At 45.6% G+C, this 15,615-nt stretch carries 16 protein-coding genes, 1 tRNA gene and 1 pseudogene; 10 read left to right on the forward strand and 8 right to left on the reverse strand.

The genetic code is table 11. From position 1 onward, the window contains the following. Nucleotides 1-612 precede the first annotated feature (612 nt). The 4 genes from COV52_06735 to COV52_06750 all read right to left on the reverse strand — a co-directional run bounded on the left by COV52_06735 (nt 613) and on the right by COV52_06750 (nt 3,152). Complete coding sequence (locus COV52_06735) at nt 613-1,701, reverse strand: hypothetical protein (protein ID PIR10870.1); 1,089 nt, start codon at nt 1,699-1,701, stop codon at nt 613-615. Nucleotides 1,702-1,820: 119 nt separating this feature from the next. Next, nucleotides 1,821-1,907: transfer RNA gene (locus COV52_06740), tRNA-Leu, on the reverse strand. A 58-nt stretch (nt 1,908-1,965) separates the two neighbouring features. Then, entirely contained in the window at nt 1,966-2,148 is a 183-nt protein-coding gene (locus COV52_06745; protein ID PIR10871.1) for a hypothetical protein, read from the reverse strand. Nucleotides 2,149-2,240: 92 nt separating this feature from the next. After that, a complete protein-coding gene (locus COV52_06750; protein PIR10872.1) occupies nt 2,241-3,152 on the reverse strand; it encodes an oxygen-dependent coproporphyrinogen oxidase in 912 nt (303 codons plus the stop codon). Nucleotides 3,153-3,263: 111 nt separating this feature from the next. Between COV52_06750 and COV52_06755 the strand changes: the two genes are divergently transcribed. The 5 genes from COV52_06755 to COV52_06775 all read left to right on the forward strand — a co-directional run bounded on the left by COV52_06755 (nt 3,264) and on the right by COV52_06775 (nt 5,915). After that, a complete protein-coding gene (locus COV52_06755) occupies nt 3,264-3,851 on the forward strand; it encodes a Fe-S biogenesis protein NfuA (GenBank protein PIR10873.1) in 588 nt (195 codons plus the stop codon). Between the two features lie 9 nt (nt 3,852-3,860). Next, nucleotides 3,861-4,316 carry a hypothetical protein gene (locus tag COV52_06760; GenBank protein ID PIR10874.1) on the forward strand — a complete coding sequence of 152 codons (456 nt, stop codon included), beginning with the start codon at nt 3,861-3,863 and terminating at the stop codon, nt 4,314-4,316. A gap of 17 nt (nt 4,317-4,333) precedes the next feature. Further along, nucleotides 4,334-4,780 carry a hypothetical protein gene (locus COV52_06765; protein ID PIR10875.1) on the forward strand — a complete coding sequence of 149 codons (447 nt, stop codon included), beginning with the start codon at nt 4,334-4,336 and terminating at the stop codon, nt 4,778-4,780. 75 nt (nt 4,781-4,855) lie between these two features. After that, complete coding sequence (locus tag COV52_06770) at nt 4,856-5,200, forward strand: hypothetical protein (GenBank protein PIR10884.1); 345 nt, start codon at nt 4,856-4,858, stop codon at nt 5,198-5,200. Nucleotides 5,201-5,210: 10 nt separating this feature from the next. Further along, a complete protein-coding gene (locus tag COV52_06775) occupies nt 5,211-5,915 on the forward strand; it encodes a flagellar biosynthesis protein FlgJ (GenBank protein PIR10876.1) in 705 nt (234 codons plus the stop codon). Here COV52_06775 and COV52_06780 read toward each other — a convergent pair. Both COV52_06780 and COV52_06785 read right to left on the reverse strand, forming a co-directional pair. Further along, nucleotides 5,912-6,631, reverse strand: a complete 720-nt coding sequence (locus COV52_06780) for a hypothetical protein (GenBank protein PIR10877.1) — start codon at nt 6,629-6,631, stop codon at nt 5,912-5,914. The genes COV52_06775 and COV52_06780 overlap by 4 nt on opposite strands. Continuing rightward, nucleotides 6,576-7,832, reverse strand: a complete 1,257-nt coding sequence (locus COV52_06785; protein ID PIR10878.1) for a 6-phosphofructokinase — start codon at nt 7,830-7,832, stop codon at nt 6,576-6,578. Before COV52_06785 ends, COV52_06780 begins: the two co-directional genes overlap by 56 nt. A gap of 284 nt (nt 7,833-8,116) precedes the next feature. Here COV52_06785 and COV52_06790 point away from each other — a divergent pair, with 284 nt between their 5' ends. Both COV52_06790 and mpl read left to right on the forward strand, forming a co-directional pair. Beyond that, on the forward strand, nt 8,117-9,595 hold the full coding sequence (locus COV52_06790; protein ID PIR10879.1) for a hypothetical protein: 1,479 nt from the start codon (nt 8,117-8,119) through the stop codon (nt 9,593-9,595). Between the two features lie 52 nt (nt 9,596-9,647). Continuing rightward, nucleotides 9,648-10,985 carry a UDP-N-acetylmuramate:L-alanyl-gamma-D-glutamyl-meso-diaminopimelate ligase gene (mpl, locus tag COV52_06795; protein PIR10880.1) on the forward strand — a complete coding sequence of 446 codons (1,338 nt, stop codon included), beginning with the start codon at nt 9,648-9,650 and terminating at the stop codon, nt 10,983-10,985. 147 nt (nt 10,986-11,132) lie between these two features. Here mpl and COV52_06800 read toward each other — a convergent pair whose 3' ends face one another. Then, the gene (locus COV52_06800) at nt 11,133-11,690 is read right to left on the reverse strand and encodes a recombination protein RecR (GenBank protein ID PIR10885.1); all 558 of its coding nucleotides are present in this window, start codon (nt 11,688-11,690) and stop codon (nt 11,133-11,135) included. A gap of 38 nt (nt 11,691-11,728) precedes the next feature. Continuing rightward, nucleotides 11,729-12,082, reverse strand: a complete 354-nt coding sequence (locus COV52_06805; protein ID PIR10881.1) for a YbaB/EbfC family nucleoid-associated protein — start codon at nt 12,080-12,082, stop codon at nt 11,729-11,731. Between the two features lie 77 nt (nt 12,083-12,159). Here COV52_06805 and COV52_06810 point away from each other — a divergent pair, with 77 nt between their 5' ends. The 3 genes and pseudogenes from COV52_06810 to COV52_06820 all read left to right on the forward strand — a co-directional run bounded on the left by COV52_06810 (nt 12,160) and on the right by COV52_06820 (nt 15,550). Next, nucleotides 12,160-12,684: a hypothetical protein gene (locus COV52_06810; protein PIR10882.1), complete on the forward strand. Its 525-nt coding sequence runs from the start codon at nt 12,160-12,162 to the stop codon at nt 12,682-12,684. Nucleotides 12,685-12,774: 90 nt separating this feature from the next. Further along, complete coding sequence (locus COV52_06815; protein PIR10883.1) at nt 12,775-14,016, forward strand: hypothetical protein; 1,242 nt, start codon at nt 12,775-12,777, stop codon at nt 14,014-14,016. 502 nt (nt 14,017-14,518) lie between these two features. Further along, nucleotides 14,519-15,550: pseudogene (locus tag COV52_06820) on the forward strand (hypothetical protein). Nucleotides 15,551-15,615 lie beyond the last annotated feature (65 nt).

A 15,615-nucleotide genomic window follows, 5' to 3' on the forward strand; every position in this document is an offset into this window, starting at 1 on the left:
GCTCAATTTATTTGCTATGGGCGCGAGCGATGAATTTGTGGCCAAAGCGCTGAACTTGAGTCTTTCTGAAGTCGCTAAGTTTCGCAACGCGTTGCAGGAAAATAAATAAACTTTGCTCACCATATTTTTGTCGCCCGGGTCGTGACCCGGGAAATTCCCCCCGGATTACGCGCTTCGCGCTAATCCGGGCTACACTTTTCTCAAAAAAATTTAGGCGGCCAGTTTTACAGGATGAGGAGAATTGGCCTGCATTGGCCACGTAGGGTTGAATAATACGGTTTTATGACGCATTAAGCGTGACGCATGTTGCGTCATGTCTATCCGCATGATAACACCCTCTTTTTGGAGTAGCCTAATTAGGTGAATAAAATGACACATAAAACAGAAATATATTTTCCTACAGGTATTGTTACCGGAAGCGCTTTTTGTAATAGAGAAAATGAGCGTGATTATTTAAAAAAAAGGTTAGACCAAAAAGAAGCTGAAGGACGGCCGTGGCCAGGGCCTCGATGACCTGGTGCTTAGATAATAAAAAACCCTATAATAAGGGTCGCGAGTTCAAACCCGCCGTTAGCGCGGCTTTGCCTTGCTAGGCGTCTGAATAATTACAAATCAATTTTGCAATTGATATTTCTTAATGGCTTGTTGAGGCACAACAACCCCGTGTCCTGGCATTTTAGGTAGCTTTATTTTTCCGTCTTTAATATTGAAATCATGGGTAAATAAATCTTCAGGAAAAAAATCAATGTGTTCGATGTAATGGCTATCGCAAAGTCCAGCTAGACTGCAAGATAGCTCATGAAATAAATGTGGACCTAAAATTAAATTTGCATCGTTAATTATTTTGGCTGAACGCTTAAATCCAGTTATTCCACCTTGATAAATAACATCAGGTTGTAATATTTTGGCGGCTTTTAAAGTACAGACATCTTGAATCGCCCAGTGACAATTCATATTTTCACCGGTCGCAATTGCTACAGGACTGAGTTCAGCTAACCTGGCCAGTTCTGTGATGCTATTGCTAAATAGGGGCTCTTCAAACCAGGCGACATCGAAATCAGCTAACCGTTTGCTTATTTCAATGGCGGAATCAAAATCATAATATTGATTAGCATCAACCGATAATGTCAGATCGTTACCAAACGTATGACGTAAAAATTTTATTCTTTCGAGATCATTGTCGCAGCCAATGCGCATTTTAAAATGATGACAGCCACGATCTAAATACCAAGCAACGTCTTCTTTCATTTCTTGATGAGTATCAGTTAACCATCCGCCATTACCATAAGGCACAACGAAATCTTTTTTGATATTAAATAATTGATGGAGAGGTTTGTTTTCATGTTTAGCCTGAATATCCCAGGCGGCTAAGTCAATCGCGGCTAACGCATAGAGTGCATAACCAGATTGTAAATGATTACGTTTATGTAGCCAAAGGTGTTGCCATAAGGCTTCGGGTGAAACAAATCCTTGTTGCAATAATTTTTCAGAAAAGAGAGTATGAATACAATTTTCTATTATATTAATATCAGCTAGCGTAGATGCTCGAAGCAGCCCCTGTCCTTCAATGCCGGTATCCGTTTGCAGTAAAAAAAGAAGGCAATAAACATGCTCAAGGTGAACATGTCTGGTTTTCATCAGCTTATTTAAAGGAACTTTTAGTTTGATGGTATTTAATGAGCTGAGTTTCACGGTTATCACAATTTAATTCAAATTGAGTTCTATTATAAACAAAACGACCTGTAATAAAAGATAGAGTCGCGTGGCCAATGAATAGAGAGCCAGAAACTTTTCGTAAGTTTGAGTTTGTTGATTTTAAATGGTACCGAGGGTCGGACTCGAACCGACACGTTGTCGCCAACACCGGATTTTGAATCCGGCGCGTCTACCAATTCCGCCACCCCGGCACACAGGATCGCCAGTATATCAAAGGATTAGGGTATGGCAAGCTTTTCGGTTTCTTTTTTAGCGGCGAATGTTTAGCCTTGCAAGCGATGCTGCGAGCTGACTAGCATCATCGGCCTGTTGCTGAGCATCGCGGGCTGCTTGGGCCTGTTGGTTTTGCTTCAATAAACCTAGGACTGTTACTCTGGCTGTGCGGCCGCTAGAAGGGGTATCGTTGGCTGTTGGCGCTGGGTTGTTATTCATTTTGCTCTTCCTTGTTGGAGTTTGCTCACTGATGAGTATACCGTAAGTGCCTGGCTTACCCTAACGCTAAAGCTCGAAAAACAACTTGCCGGCTATCTCAACCAATCCCGCGCAGGCAAAAAGTCGGTGTACAGCTTGGCTTCTGCGCTGCCGGGGGTGGGTTGCCAGTCGTATTTGAAGGTGACTTCAGGCGGTAGCGACATCAAGATCGACTCAGTTCGGCCTTTGGATTGCAGGCCAAAAATCGTGCCGCGGTCATAGACGAGGTTAAACTCCACATAGCGCCCACGACGGTAACGCTGAAAATCTTTGTGCTGATCCGTAAACGGTGTGTGTTTGCGTTTTTCAACGATCGGAATATACGCTTGAGTGTAATGCTCGCCGATGCTTTGCATGAGCGAAAAACAGCGTTCAAAGCCACCTTCGTTTAAATCATCGAAAAACAAGCCGCCAACACCACGCGCTTCACCACGGTGAGGCAGGTAAAAATACTCATCGCACCAGCGTTTGTATTCGGGGTAAACCTGCTCGCCAAAGGGCTCGCAAGCGTCTTTCGCGGTTTGGTGCCAGTGTATGCAGTCTTCTTCAAAGCCATAATAGGGGGTTAAATCAAAGCCGCCGCCAAACCACCAAATGGGCTCTTGATCTTTAGGCGTCACACAAATAAAACGCACATTGGCGTGTGAGGTCGGCACGAACGGATTGTTGGGGTGGATAACCAGCGAGACGCCCGTGGCTTCAAACGGGCTGTCTTCTGGGATGTGAATACGGCCATCAGTGGCCTTTTTAGGCAGCCTGGCACCTTTAACGTGAGAAAAGTTCACGCCGCCTTTTTCAAACACCGCACCGTTTGCGATCACCCGGGTTCGTCCGCCACCACCGCTTTTATGTTCCCAGAGGTCTTCTTCAAAGCGTGCGTGGCCATCGCTGATTTCTAGCGCCTGGCAAATGCGATCTTGCAGGCCCATCAGGTAGTTTTTAACTGTTTCAAGCTGTGTGTTCATGCTTTTTGCCTCGTGGATTTGCTTGGGCTGAAATATACCTAATTACTGTGCCAGAAAGGATGATTTATATCAATCCGCCAGGTAAAATGTGCCCAAAACTGGATGAGCCCTATGATTACTATCACAGACAGCGCGCAAGCGTACCTAAAAAAATTGCTTGAAAAAGAGCGTGAGAAAAACCCGGATGTGGCGATCCGCGTTGAAGCGATTGATTTAGACACCCCGTTTGCAGAATGCGGCGTACGGTTTTTCGTGCCGGGCCCTGAGAATACGGAAGACTTAATTTTGGATTTTCCGGGGTTTCAAGTCTTCGTAGAAGGCAAAAGCGTGCCTTACCTGGAAGAGACTAAAATCGACCTGGAGAAAAATGGCCTGTCGCAGGAACTGGTGATGACCACCCCTAAGCTGAATCCTTTGAATTATTTGGGCGATGATGCGCCGCTGTTTGAGCGCGTGGTCTTTTTTATTGAATCTGAAGTAAACCCTGAGTTGGCGGGGCACGGTGGTATGGTGCGTTTGGTGGAAATCACCGGCGCCAATGAGGCCGTGCTGCAATTTGGTGGTGGCTGCCAGGGCTGCAGCATGGCGGACATCACATTGAAGCAGGGTATAGAGAAGAACCTCTGCGATCGCTTTCCCGAAATCATCGCAGTGTTGGATGCCACGGATCACGCTTCTGGCGATAACCCTTACGCATAAGGAGAGGCTATGAACCTTTGTCGAGTATTTGAAGAAAAAATTAAACAGATGGTGCCAATGACAGCGTATACGGATTTTGTCGTTGATGATGTGAGTGAGGCTCGTTGTGCACTTACGATTCCTTTAACCCAAAAAACCACGAACCATGTTCAGTCTTTGTATTTGGGGGCTTTGGCCATGGGGGGTGAACTAGCGCCGGGCATTTTGGCGCTGTATTTTATTGAGCTATCCCAGCAGCCCATTGTTTTGGTGTTTAAGGATATGCACATGGATTTTCTTAAGCGTGCCGATACGGATGTCACCTTTGTGTGTGATGATGCGGCGAGTTTAAAAGCCTTGGTTAATCGGGCGGTACAAAGCGGCGAACGTGAAGAAGCCGCGGTTGAGGCGCGGGCTTTAAGCGCTGATGGTGAGACAATTTTCGCCTTGTTTAAATTGACGGTTTCGATTAAATTAAAAGCCTAATCATAAGGAGATTAGCTATGAGAAGTTTACCTAAATTTGCGTTTATTATTCCGGCCTGCGTTGCGCTTGCAGCGTGCAGCAGTATTGCAAAGGAGCAAACCAAGTTTCAAACCAAAACCTTAGCCGATGGCAGTACGCTTCATTACAATGTGAATGTCGCGCCGACTAAAGCTTGGGGTTGCCGTCGCGTTGGTAAAACGTTAACGGACAGCTGGGGTGCGGTCCAAACCAAGGCGCAGTTTCACTTTGGCGGCCCTGTTGAATATATGGCGGGCGAAGGTGTGGATTACCTCAATAAGAACCCTGTGCATGCAAACTACATGAACATCAATTTACCTGCTGATGTGAGTGTGGCTGATGTCGAAGTGACCGCGTTTAAAAAGGCGCATGTGTACTTTTATCAGTGTAAAAAAATCAACCCTGAGAATCGATTGGGCCGTCAAAGCGGTGTAGAGATTAGTTAAAGTGATTTGGCGCGCCATGCCGATACGGGTCGGCTGGCCCGCTGCGTTTTTCATGGCTTTCAAGGGAGGGGTGGTGTGTCGCCTTATCTTAAAATGGTGTTGCTGTTAGTTTGCTCAAACACCTTTATGACCTTTGCGTGGTATGCGCACTTGAAAAATTTAGCTGGAAAACCTTTATTACTCGCTGTCGTCGTCAGCTGGGGGATTGCGTTTTTTGAATACATGTTTCAAGTGCCGGCTAATCGCATTGGGTTTGAGGTTGGGCACATGACCTTGGCTCAGTTAAAAATCACGCAAGAGGTTATTACTTTATCGGTGTTTGTGCCTTTTTCTGTGCTTTATATGAGACAGGGGTTGTCGCTTAATTATATTTGGGCTGCATTATGCTTGGCTGGTGCCGTTTATTTTATTTTCAAATAGGGAAGTTTGCATGCGCATTATTATTTCTTCGTGTTTTTTTCTGCTGAGTTCGCTCACTTTTGCTTCGACCCCTGCTCAAATTCATCAAAAAACTCAAGCCTTCATTCATCGCATCGCACCCTTGGCCATCAAAGCTGACAATGTTATCCTCGCTAATCGTAAGCGTTTATTGGATTATTATGCCTTGTATAAACAAGGTGAGCAGCTGGGTACGCCCCGTTGGGAGTGGATGGCCGGCCTGGCTAACTACTATGGCATGAAGTCACCTGATTTTACGAAAAAAACCACTTGGAAAACCTTGTTACGCCGCGTGAATGTCATTCCGCCTTCGCTTGTGATTGCGCAGGCCGCGATTGAATCGGCTTGGGGCACATCACGCTTTGCTAAAGAAGCGAATAATTATTTTGGTCAGCACTGCTTTAAAACCGGCTGCGGCTTAATGCCAAAGCGTCGCCCTAAAGGTGAAAGGTTTTTGGTGGAGAAATTTGATTCGCCGTATGCCTCAGTGCAGAGTTATATGCACAATTTAAACACTCATTATAACTATGACAAGTTTCGTGCTTTGCGTGAGAAACGCGTGCAAGAGGGTGAGCCCCTCACGGGCTATACGTTGGCTAAAGGTTTGGATACATATTCAGAGCTCGATGGCTACGTGAAATACGTGCGCCTGGTGATTAAAAAGCATCACCTGGCGCAGTATGATAAAGGGTTTTAGAATTGATAGCCGATGTCGAGCATGAAGTTTAATAGGTTTGTTTTCACTTTCGTCGTTACTGTGGATGAATGCGAGAGGGTTTTGCTTGAGAACCCGTAGTAGTTGACGTGCGCACCTGCATAAAAATGCTCGCTAAGTTTTTGAACCATGCCAAGTCCAATGTTGTAACCGACTTTTGTGTAATTGAGTGTGCCAAGTGAAACATTGTTTTCTTTGGCGGGCGCTTTCATTCTTAACCATTCTGGTCCAGCTTCGGCGTAGAAATAATGGGATGATGACGGTGCGAAACCGAGTCTGACTGTGCCGCCCCAAAGGTGTTGCGGCATAAAGTGATTGACCGTGGTTGAGCGGGAAACTGCATCGTTAGCGTTGTACTGATAGTTTAGCTGTAAGCCAGTCAGCCAATGTTGAGTCCATTGAAAGTTATAAGCTGCGAAAGCTTCGGCCGCCCAGCTGGTACTCGATTCGCTAACATCCGTTTGTCCGCCAGAACTCGTAATGTAAAGTGGCAAGCGAAAGCTTGAAATACCCGCACCGAGACCCAGGTTAAACCCCGTGAAGGCGTGTGTTGTTGCTGAGCTGTGACCAGCTGCAAACGTGATAGCAGGCAGAGCGGCTAGGGATGTGATTAGGATTTTTTTCATACATTTCCTCCGTGAATTAACGTTTAAAAGGGGCGCATTGTTTGTCAATGAGTTCAAAGCGTAAATGCTCATAGCTCGGCAAACCGTTTTTATACGGTGGATACGCTTCACCGTATGTCAGTGGCGCTAAGTATTCGCGCGCGGCTTCTGTGATATGAAAGCCATCCTCTGAAATAAACTCAGGCGGCATCATTTTTTCCACGTTCGCGATTTTGTTTAACGGCGCTTCTTCGATGTGCCATTCATACGGCGCATTCGATGTGCGAATGATCACCGGCATCATGGCCGTTTTGCCGGCAATGGCAAACTCCACGGCGGCTTTACCCACAGCATAGGCTTGGTCAAAGTCGGTTTTAGAACTTAAGTGGCGAGCGGAGCGCTGCATGTAATCGGCAATCGCGTAATGGTTTTTATAACCGAGCTTGGATTTAACCAATTCAGAAATCACTGTAGCAGCGCCACCTAATTGTGAGTGACCAAAGGCATCTTTCAAGCCGGATTCTGCGATGAATTTACCATCGGCCGTTTTAGTGCCTTCAGACACGGCAATCACACAGTAACCGTGTTGCTCAACACAGCGTTGTGTTTCGGCTAAAAATTTCGCCTCATCAAACGGCACTTCGGGAAATAAAATAATGTGCGGTGCTTGGCCGTCTGCTTGGCGTGCTAAGCCTGCGGCGGCTGCAATCCAGCCTGTGTGTCGCCCCATCACTTCGATGATGAACACTTTGGTGGAAATCGACATGGCTTTCACATCCAGGCCGCATTCTAGCGTGGAGGTTGCGATGTATTTTGCTACTGAGCCAAAGCCCGGGCAGCAGTCGGTGATGGGTAAATCGTTGTCAATCGTTTTGGGGATGCCGATGCATTGCAGCGGGTAGCCCATGGCTTCACTCAATTGGGCCACTTTATTGGCCGTGTCTTGGGAATCATTACCGCCGTTATAAAAAAAGTAGCCAATATCATGCGCTTTAAACACTTCGATCAAGCGCTCGTATTCTTTACGGTTTTCATCCAAACCTTTGAGCTTATAGCGGCAAGAACCAAAGGCACCACCTGGCGTGTGTTTTAACGCGGTGATTTGCTCAGGCGAAAATTGTGCCGTATCAATCAAGTTTTCTTCGAGCGCACCTAAAATACCGCGATAACCAGCGTATACCGTGCCTATTTGGCCTGCGTATTGCCGTGCGGTTTCAATCACTGCTGCAGCACTCACATTGATCACTGAAGTCACGCCGCCAGACTGGGCGTAGAAAGCATTTTTCGCCATGATATCCCCTTAAAAGTCAGCGTGTATTGTGGCGAGTTTGGGCTAAAAATACAAGGCTTGCTCGGTTCAAATTTTGTCCATTCATTCAGGCCTATGCTACTTGTGCACCTGTTGGTTAGAGATTGCTGGCGCAAGCAAAATACCTGAGGCTTTTTTTGTTGGCTCCATTAAAAAATGAGGTATGGTTTCGACCTCAGATTTTATTCCCTAGGCCAAGTTACCAGAATGGGCTTAATAAAACCTTAAGGCATATTCGCTAACGTATACCTAAATTTAAGGGTAAACTTATGGATACATTCTTTTCTTCTGGGGCAACAACGGTTTCTCAGTCTGTGGTCTACGTTCCGCAGGGTAAAACCGCGAGGCTTTCAAGGGCATCGTTCGAGCACGGCATTACAGGGCTTGCGACGGATGGTTTTAGCAATTGTCTCATTGTGGTGTTTATCGGGGAAAATGGGGTATCGATGAGCCATGTTGATACCCATATGGCGCTATTTTTCTCTGAGGAGCTTAGGAAGGAGCGACAGTGGGTTGGTGATCGTTCGGTCTGTAAAATCATTCATCGTGGTGAAGGTTTTCCTAAATACTGCTTTAACCAACGAAATCTTTTCTCAGATGTTGAGTGGATAGACGTTGTTATGCCTACTGACGCGGTCAGGGTCTATAGGGCGTCAGACAACATGCAAGGATTTGAGGTTCAACTGGCGCCTAATCTTAATAATGTACCTTTGATTAAACACCCGAATGAACGGCATTTCTGGCCTGTTTACAAAGGGCGAGAGATGATGTTCATAAGTCGGGTAGGGTTGGAAGTTGAGCCGTTATCTGCATGCTTGTCAGGGGTTCAATTTTCATCAGTGCATTTGTTATTTGGTGGCCAATATTGGAAAAAGTTGCCCGATAAAGAGCTTGAGCTCCCTCAGGATTTGGCTGCTCTCGTCGCAAAAAATTCATCAGTAACTTCTGGCGGCTTGGTGAGCCAAAAAAGTAATATTGGTTTGCGCATGACGATACTGCGTTTGCTGGATCATTTTGGGTCGGTTTTAGGTATTAATGTTATGTCAAGCGAGACGACTCTGAACGCTTTTTATCCGGCAGCAGAGGCATCCGCGCGTTACTTGGTTTGGCGTGCGCTACAATACAACCCTGTTGCATTACTGCATGAAGAGGCTTTAGATGTTGCCCATGATGAGAGATCTGTTGCTTCCCTTGTTGAGTCTGAGCTTGATCTCGCAATTCAAAGTCGTTTAAAGGCATTGTTAGATAATCCGCTGTCTTCTTTTAGGCCTGATAATCTGCTTCAGTTGCTTGAAGAGTGTCGAGGACTTGTTGCCCGTACAGGCTATATCGACGCGATAATCACAGGCCTAGAGTCTTGTTTTCGATCGTATAATCATTTGGTGGAATATAAAAGAAGCATAGATCAGGTCCCGCGCTGGCGAGACGAAATAAAAGCAGCGTTTATAGGGCCTTTGCCCAAGGCATTCGCTGAAAAGCGCTACGGTGAAGCGGCAGAGATTTTGGCTCGTTTATTGCCCTTGGCGATTCGTGCCTACGATGAGTCAGACAAGAATCTTTCACTTATTTTGCATAATTATGGGCGAGCGTTGTTTCTTGATGGCAACGCGGAAAAAGCGCGACCTTATTTAGAGCAAGCGTATGAGCTGCGTGACCGCAATTTGGGTCACAATGATGAAAGAACGCAAAGAACAAACCAGCTTCTTGAAGAATGTCAGCGTCAGTTACCCGGTCCCTTGCGCCCCTAGTGACCTTGGCTGAATGAAGCGATATACTGGCTCGATAGTTCAAGGGGTAGGTATGCGGCACATTCATCTTATTGGCATTTGCGGCACGTTCATGGCGGGTATTGCGTCCTTGGCCAAGGCCATGGGCTTTCATGTCACGGGCAGCGATGAGGGCGTTTATCCGCCCATGAGCACCATGCTGAATGATCTGGGTATCGAGTACTTTCAGGGGTTTGATGCAAAACATTTAAGCCCCGCGCCCGATGTGGTGTTAGTCGGTAATGCGACTAAGCGCGGTAACCCTGAGTTTGAGGCGGTGTTATCTCATCGCATGGCATATCAATCTGCGCCGGAGTGGTTGTATCAGCATGTCATGCGTGATCGTGTTATTTTTGCGGTGGCCGGTACACACGGTAAAACCACCACCAGTGCCATGTTGGTGCACGCTTTACGAAAGCTTGGGCAAGACCCAGGCTTTTTGATCGGTGGCTTGCCACACGGTTTCGAGGCGTCGGCACACTTGGGGCAGCAGTATTTTGTGGTAGAGGCTGATGAATATGATACTGCGCTTTTCGATAAGCGCTCGAAGTTTTTGCACTATCACCCGGATTTTTTAGCCTTAAATAATCTAGAGTTTGATCATGCTGATATCTTTCGTGACCTTGAAGATGTGAAGCGTCAGTTTCATCATTTGCTGAAAACTTTATCCCAGAATGCTTTGGTTGCGTATAACGCAGCGGACGATAATCTTCAGTCTGTGTTGGCACAAGGCTGCTGGTCGAAAACGCAGGGGTTTAACACGAAAGAGGGTTTGCAGGCGGCGGCGATAACGTCGGATTTTTCGCAGTTTGATGTGCGAAATGAAGGCGAGACCATTGCAACCATACATTGGCCTTTGATCGGTGAGCATAATGCGCAGAATGCTTTGGCTGTGTTCACCCTGTTGACGAGGGCGGGCTTTGAGGCGAAGGCGATTGCTGCCGCGCTTGAAAGTTTTAAAGGCGTGAAGCGCCGTATGGAAATCTTGTCCGAAAAAAAGGGTGTGACGATATACAATGATTTCGCACATCATCCCACTGCGATTAAAACTACCTTAAAAGCGTTGCGTGCGAAAGTCGGGGCAAGGCGGATTATTGCCGTGTTGCAGTTTGGCTCGTACACCATGCGAGAAGGGGTGCACGCACCGTCTGCGTTTGTGGAGGCGTTGTCAGCGGCGGATGATGTGATCGTGAAGTCTAATACACAGAATCAAGTGGTATTGGCCGCGTTAAAAGCCCATTTTGGTGAGCGCTTCTTGGCCAGCGATGCGGTGGCAGATATTGCGGATGCGATTCATCGTGAAGCGAAGTCGGGCGATACGGTGTTAATTATGTCGAACAGTAGTTTCGATGGTTTGTATAATTTGTTATAAAAACCCGGGTTATTTCTCACCGTAGTTGCTTCGCAGCAAAGGCGGATCAATCCAGGTTGGGTTTGCTTCGTGTTTGCTCGTGAGTGCAGCCTGGATTGAGCACCGAAGGTGCGATAATCCGGGAAAAACAAACCGGGGTTTTTAAGGTTACTCTAAAACCTTGCGTGTTTGCAGTGCCAGTGCGAGCGTGTTGCCGTCAATGTATTCGAGCTCACCACCCATGGGCACGCCATGAGCGATGCGGCTGGTTTTAATGCCGTGTTGTTTGGCCAGTTTTGAAATGTAGAAAGCCGTGGCTTCGCCTTCGGTGGTCGGGTTCGTGGCAATAATCACTTCGCTCACCTCACCTTTTTGAAGCGCCACGTCGAGTGTAGGAATGCCTAAATCTTCCGGGCCTATACCGTCAAGCGGTGAAAGATGGCCGTGCAAGACAAAATACAGGCCACGATAGCTGTGGCTGCTTTCAATGGCAATCACATCGGCCGGGGTTTCCACGACACAGAGTTGCTGCGCATCTCGTTTAGGATTTTCGCAAATCGGACAAAGTTCGCTTTCGGCATAATTTCGGCAAGTATTGCATTGGCGAATACTGTCCATGGCTTCATCAATGGAGGCGGCCAGTAGGCGCGCTTGATCGCGGTGCTCAAGTAAATAGAAAGCCATGCGTTGAGCTGACTTCGGGCCAACACCCGGCAGGCAACGCATGGCTTGAATAAGCGCCAGTAATTTGGTGCTAAAGGTCACTAGAATTGGCCGCCTTCATCATCGCCCAAACCTTCAAAACCTTCAGGCAACTTCATGTCTTTGGCCATTTTGACCATTTCATCTTTTGTAATGGCTTCAATTTTTTGTGAGGCGTCGTTAATCGCAGCAGCGACTAAATCTTCTAGCATATCGATGTCGTCTTCTTCGCCAATCAAAGTGGGGGAGATTTCAACACGTTTGCACTGGTGCGCGCCGTTAAGCGTAACTTTCACCATGCCGCCACCGGCTTCACCGACCACTTGAATCGACGTAATTTTACCTTGCACGGACTTCATTTTTTCTTGCATTTCTTTGGCTTGTTCCATCAACTGGTTAAAGTCTGGCGTTGACATAAGAGCTATCCTCGTTAATTATTTAGAGGCAGAATTGTATCACATAATTTAAACAATTAAATCGACAGTAGGGCAAAATTTTGTCAAAAAAGCGACATCTGCCAGCTTGGCTAGCCAAGCGCATTCCAAGTCACACAGCGCTTAAACAACACCGCTTTTTGCAGGTTTTTGGGCCGCTGCTCCGGGCACCGTATTTATGGCATTTTCATCGACACAATGTGGTCAAAGCGATAAGTATTGGTGTCTTTTGCGCGAACTTGCCCATGCCGTTTCAAATGATTCCGGCTTGCGCTTTGGCGATTCTATGGCGGGCGAATTTGCCTATCTCTGTTGCTGGGGTGTGGATCACTAACCCCCTTACCATGCCTTTTATTTTGGTGCTTCAATACCAGTTAGGCGCTAAAATTCTAGGCTCACCCGCTTTGGATTTGCATTTCACTCACGGGCTTGCGAGTTTGACGCAAAATATAGGCTCGATCTGGAAACCTTTGCTCATAGGCGCGGGCATCACGGCTGTCATTACCTCGACTGTCAGCTACTTCGTGGCGAAGTGCGTGTGGAATCGTGCGATTCGTCATCGCTGGCGTCGCCGTCATCATTGATAATTGATTTTTGTTTACCGCTATATATCAATTGACAAATTTTATTCAATTGATATGATTTTATCAATAAAACTCAATTAAGGATTTATAATGGATTGGGATGGACTTGGGTTTACTGATAACCCGTTAGATACAGACCCTATTAAACAAAAAACACTTGCCTTATATGTCGGGCATGCTGATGAGGCTCGTATTTGTAGTAACGTTCTTGCGGGTAAAAATGTTAATTTGATTATTGAAGGAGCCAGAGGTGTTGGTACAACCTCCTTTGCTAATCTCATGCGTTTTCATGCTCAGGAGAAAGACCTCTATTTTACGCCGCCCAAAGAAATTCGTGTAGAAGCAGGGTGGACGATTGAAACACTGTTTGCGGCGATTATTTCTAATGTGGTACGCGCATTAGAATTCGTTTTTGAGAAAAAAGTACAAAACAACAAGTCCTTTCAAGAAGCAAAAGCGATTTCTAGTCGTATTGCTGAGGTTTATCGTTCTTTTGGCGCACAGCTTGGTGGCTATGGGTTTAGCGCTGGTCTTAATTACAATAAAGCACCAGGTATTGTGACACAGCCTGTCATTGTGCCGACAAACGTTTTAGGAGATCACTTAGAAGAGCTAGCCAATATTACGAAAAAACTTGGGTTTAAAAATGGATTACTTATTCAACTCAACAATCTGGATGTTGGTGTTATTCATGAAGAAGACCATCTTAAGTATTTATTCAATTCGCTACGGGATTACATGCAAACAGATGGCGTCAGCTGGATATTAGTTGGTGACACAGGTTTGCGATCTTTTATTGCACAAGAAGTTGATCGGCTTGATGATATTATTAGTCATGAAGTGTTTATTGACCCGCTCAGTGAAAAAGAATTTAAAACGTTAATCATGCGCCGAGTCGAACATTATCGCGTTAATAAGAATATTGAATTACCGATCGATTGGCCCGCAATGCTTTATTTATATCGATTAACGAATGGTCGGCTACGTTATATCTTTGGGCTACTTTCAAGAATGCTTAGGATGCTGCATGTTGGCGATTTAGCCGATAAGATTTCGTTAGAAATGGCCAAACCATTGGTTGATAGGCTGATAAAAGAACGGATGAAGCAAAAAAGTTTATCTGAAGTACAAGAAGAGATACTAAAAGTCGTCGCTAATAATGAAAATTGTTCCGTGTCGTTGTTAGCTAAGCAATTAGGAAAATCAGCCTCGCATGTTTCTCATACACTGAGAGGCTTGGAAGAACAGCGATTACTCAAGCGCATTAAAAAAGGAAAAAGTGTTTACGTTCATCCTGTGTTTGATGCTGTCCTGGCCTACAAGAAAAGCTAACGATGATTTTGGCCCTGCCTTGTTTTTTTTGTAATTATTCAGCAAAAATGCTGAATAATTACTCTTAATCAGACGCCTAGCGCGGCAAAGCCGCGCTAACAGCGCTTAAGGGGAGAATCGCGATTCTCCCCTTAAGAATCCCCATCGCGCAAAGAAAAATACTATTTCTCAAAGAGATGCGTCGATGCATTAGATTTTGGTGAATAGTTACTTTAGGATTAATAGTTTATGCCGTGGGCGTTGTTTGAGCTGCATGTAATTTTGTAGTTTTACTTTATCCAGTTGAATACCAAGGCAATCAGAAACGTATTTGACAATTGATTTGGGTATGGCATTAACCGCGATGCGGTACCCCAGGCACTGGAAGCACTTCATAATTTGCCAATATTTATTTACCATACGGATTCAGTTAAATTGTTACAGCTTGAATTGGACAAAGTTAGGTAAAGAAAACGGCCGTTTTCTTTACTGGCCTATAAAGTTCACAAGGGATATTACAGGAATGACTAAAAAGAACTCACTTTCAAAACAAAAAACTATCCCTACTAAAAAGCATGATAGAAACCAGCGCGGTAAAGTTGATGGCACAGTAATGTTTCCAACAGCACCACCAAAAGCTGAACTACCTGAAAGTTACACTTCTTGGCTTGCTGAACTCAAATCCAATATTGCCAACACTTGACTAAAGGTCATTCTAAATGCCAATTCAGATATGGTCTTGCTATATTGGTCTATCGGTTCTCGTATTTTGGAAAAGCAACAGACTGAAGGCTGGGGTGCGAGGATCATTGATCGATTAGCACATGATCTAAGAGAAGCTTTTCCCGACATGAAAGGATTTTCTCCTCGTAACCTTAAATATATGCGTGCTTTCACGACGGCTTGGCCCAACTTTGAAATTGTGCAAGAGGTGCTTGCACAATTGCCTTGGTACCACAATATTGCGCTATTAGAGAAATTGAGCACAGAAGAAGAGCGCCTTTGGTACGCTAAGCACGCCTATAAATATGGCTGGTCTCGCAACATATTGGCGATGCAAATTGAAATGAAAGCACACATGCGCCAAGGCAAAGCACAGAATAACTTTCCAAAGACATTGCCAGCAACCGATTCTGATATGGCAGTACAGGTATTCAAGGATCCATACCTATTCGATTTTTTGGGTACAGATGCACCAAGGCGGGAAGCGGAGCTAGAAAAAGGATTGGTATCTCATATTCAAAAGTTTCTACTTGAATTGGGCCAAGGTTTTGCATTCGTTGGCCAACAAGTGCATTTAGAGCTTGGGGATCAGGATTTTTATTTGGACCTGCTTTTTTACCACTTAAAGCTTCGGTGCTATGTTGTATTGGAAATTAAAGCCCGTAAGTTTGAAGTAGGCGATGGTGCACAACTCGGCATGTATATGACAGCCGTAGACAAGCTACTCAAACATCCTGATGACAAACCAACACTTGGTTTGCTGCTGGTGCGAGGAAAAAATGAAATACTGGTTGAATATGCCCTAGGTGGGATGAATAAACGTAAGCGGTAAATTACACCCACCTTTCAAGGCGGGCAAAACTCCTTAACACTGTCTTCTCACCAATGAGGAGACAA

Source organism: Gammaproteobacteria bacterium CG11_big_fil_rev_8_21_14_0_20_46_22 (genome assembly GCA_002796245.1).
In the GTDB taxonomy this organism is placed as follows: domain Bacteria; phylum Pseudomonadota; class Gammaproteobacteria; order UBA12402; family UBA12402; genus 1-14-0-20-46-22.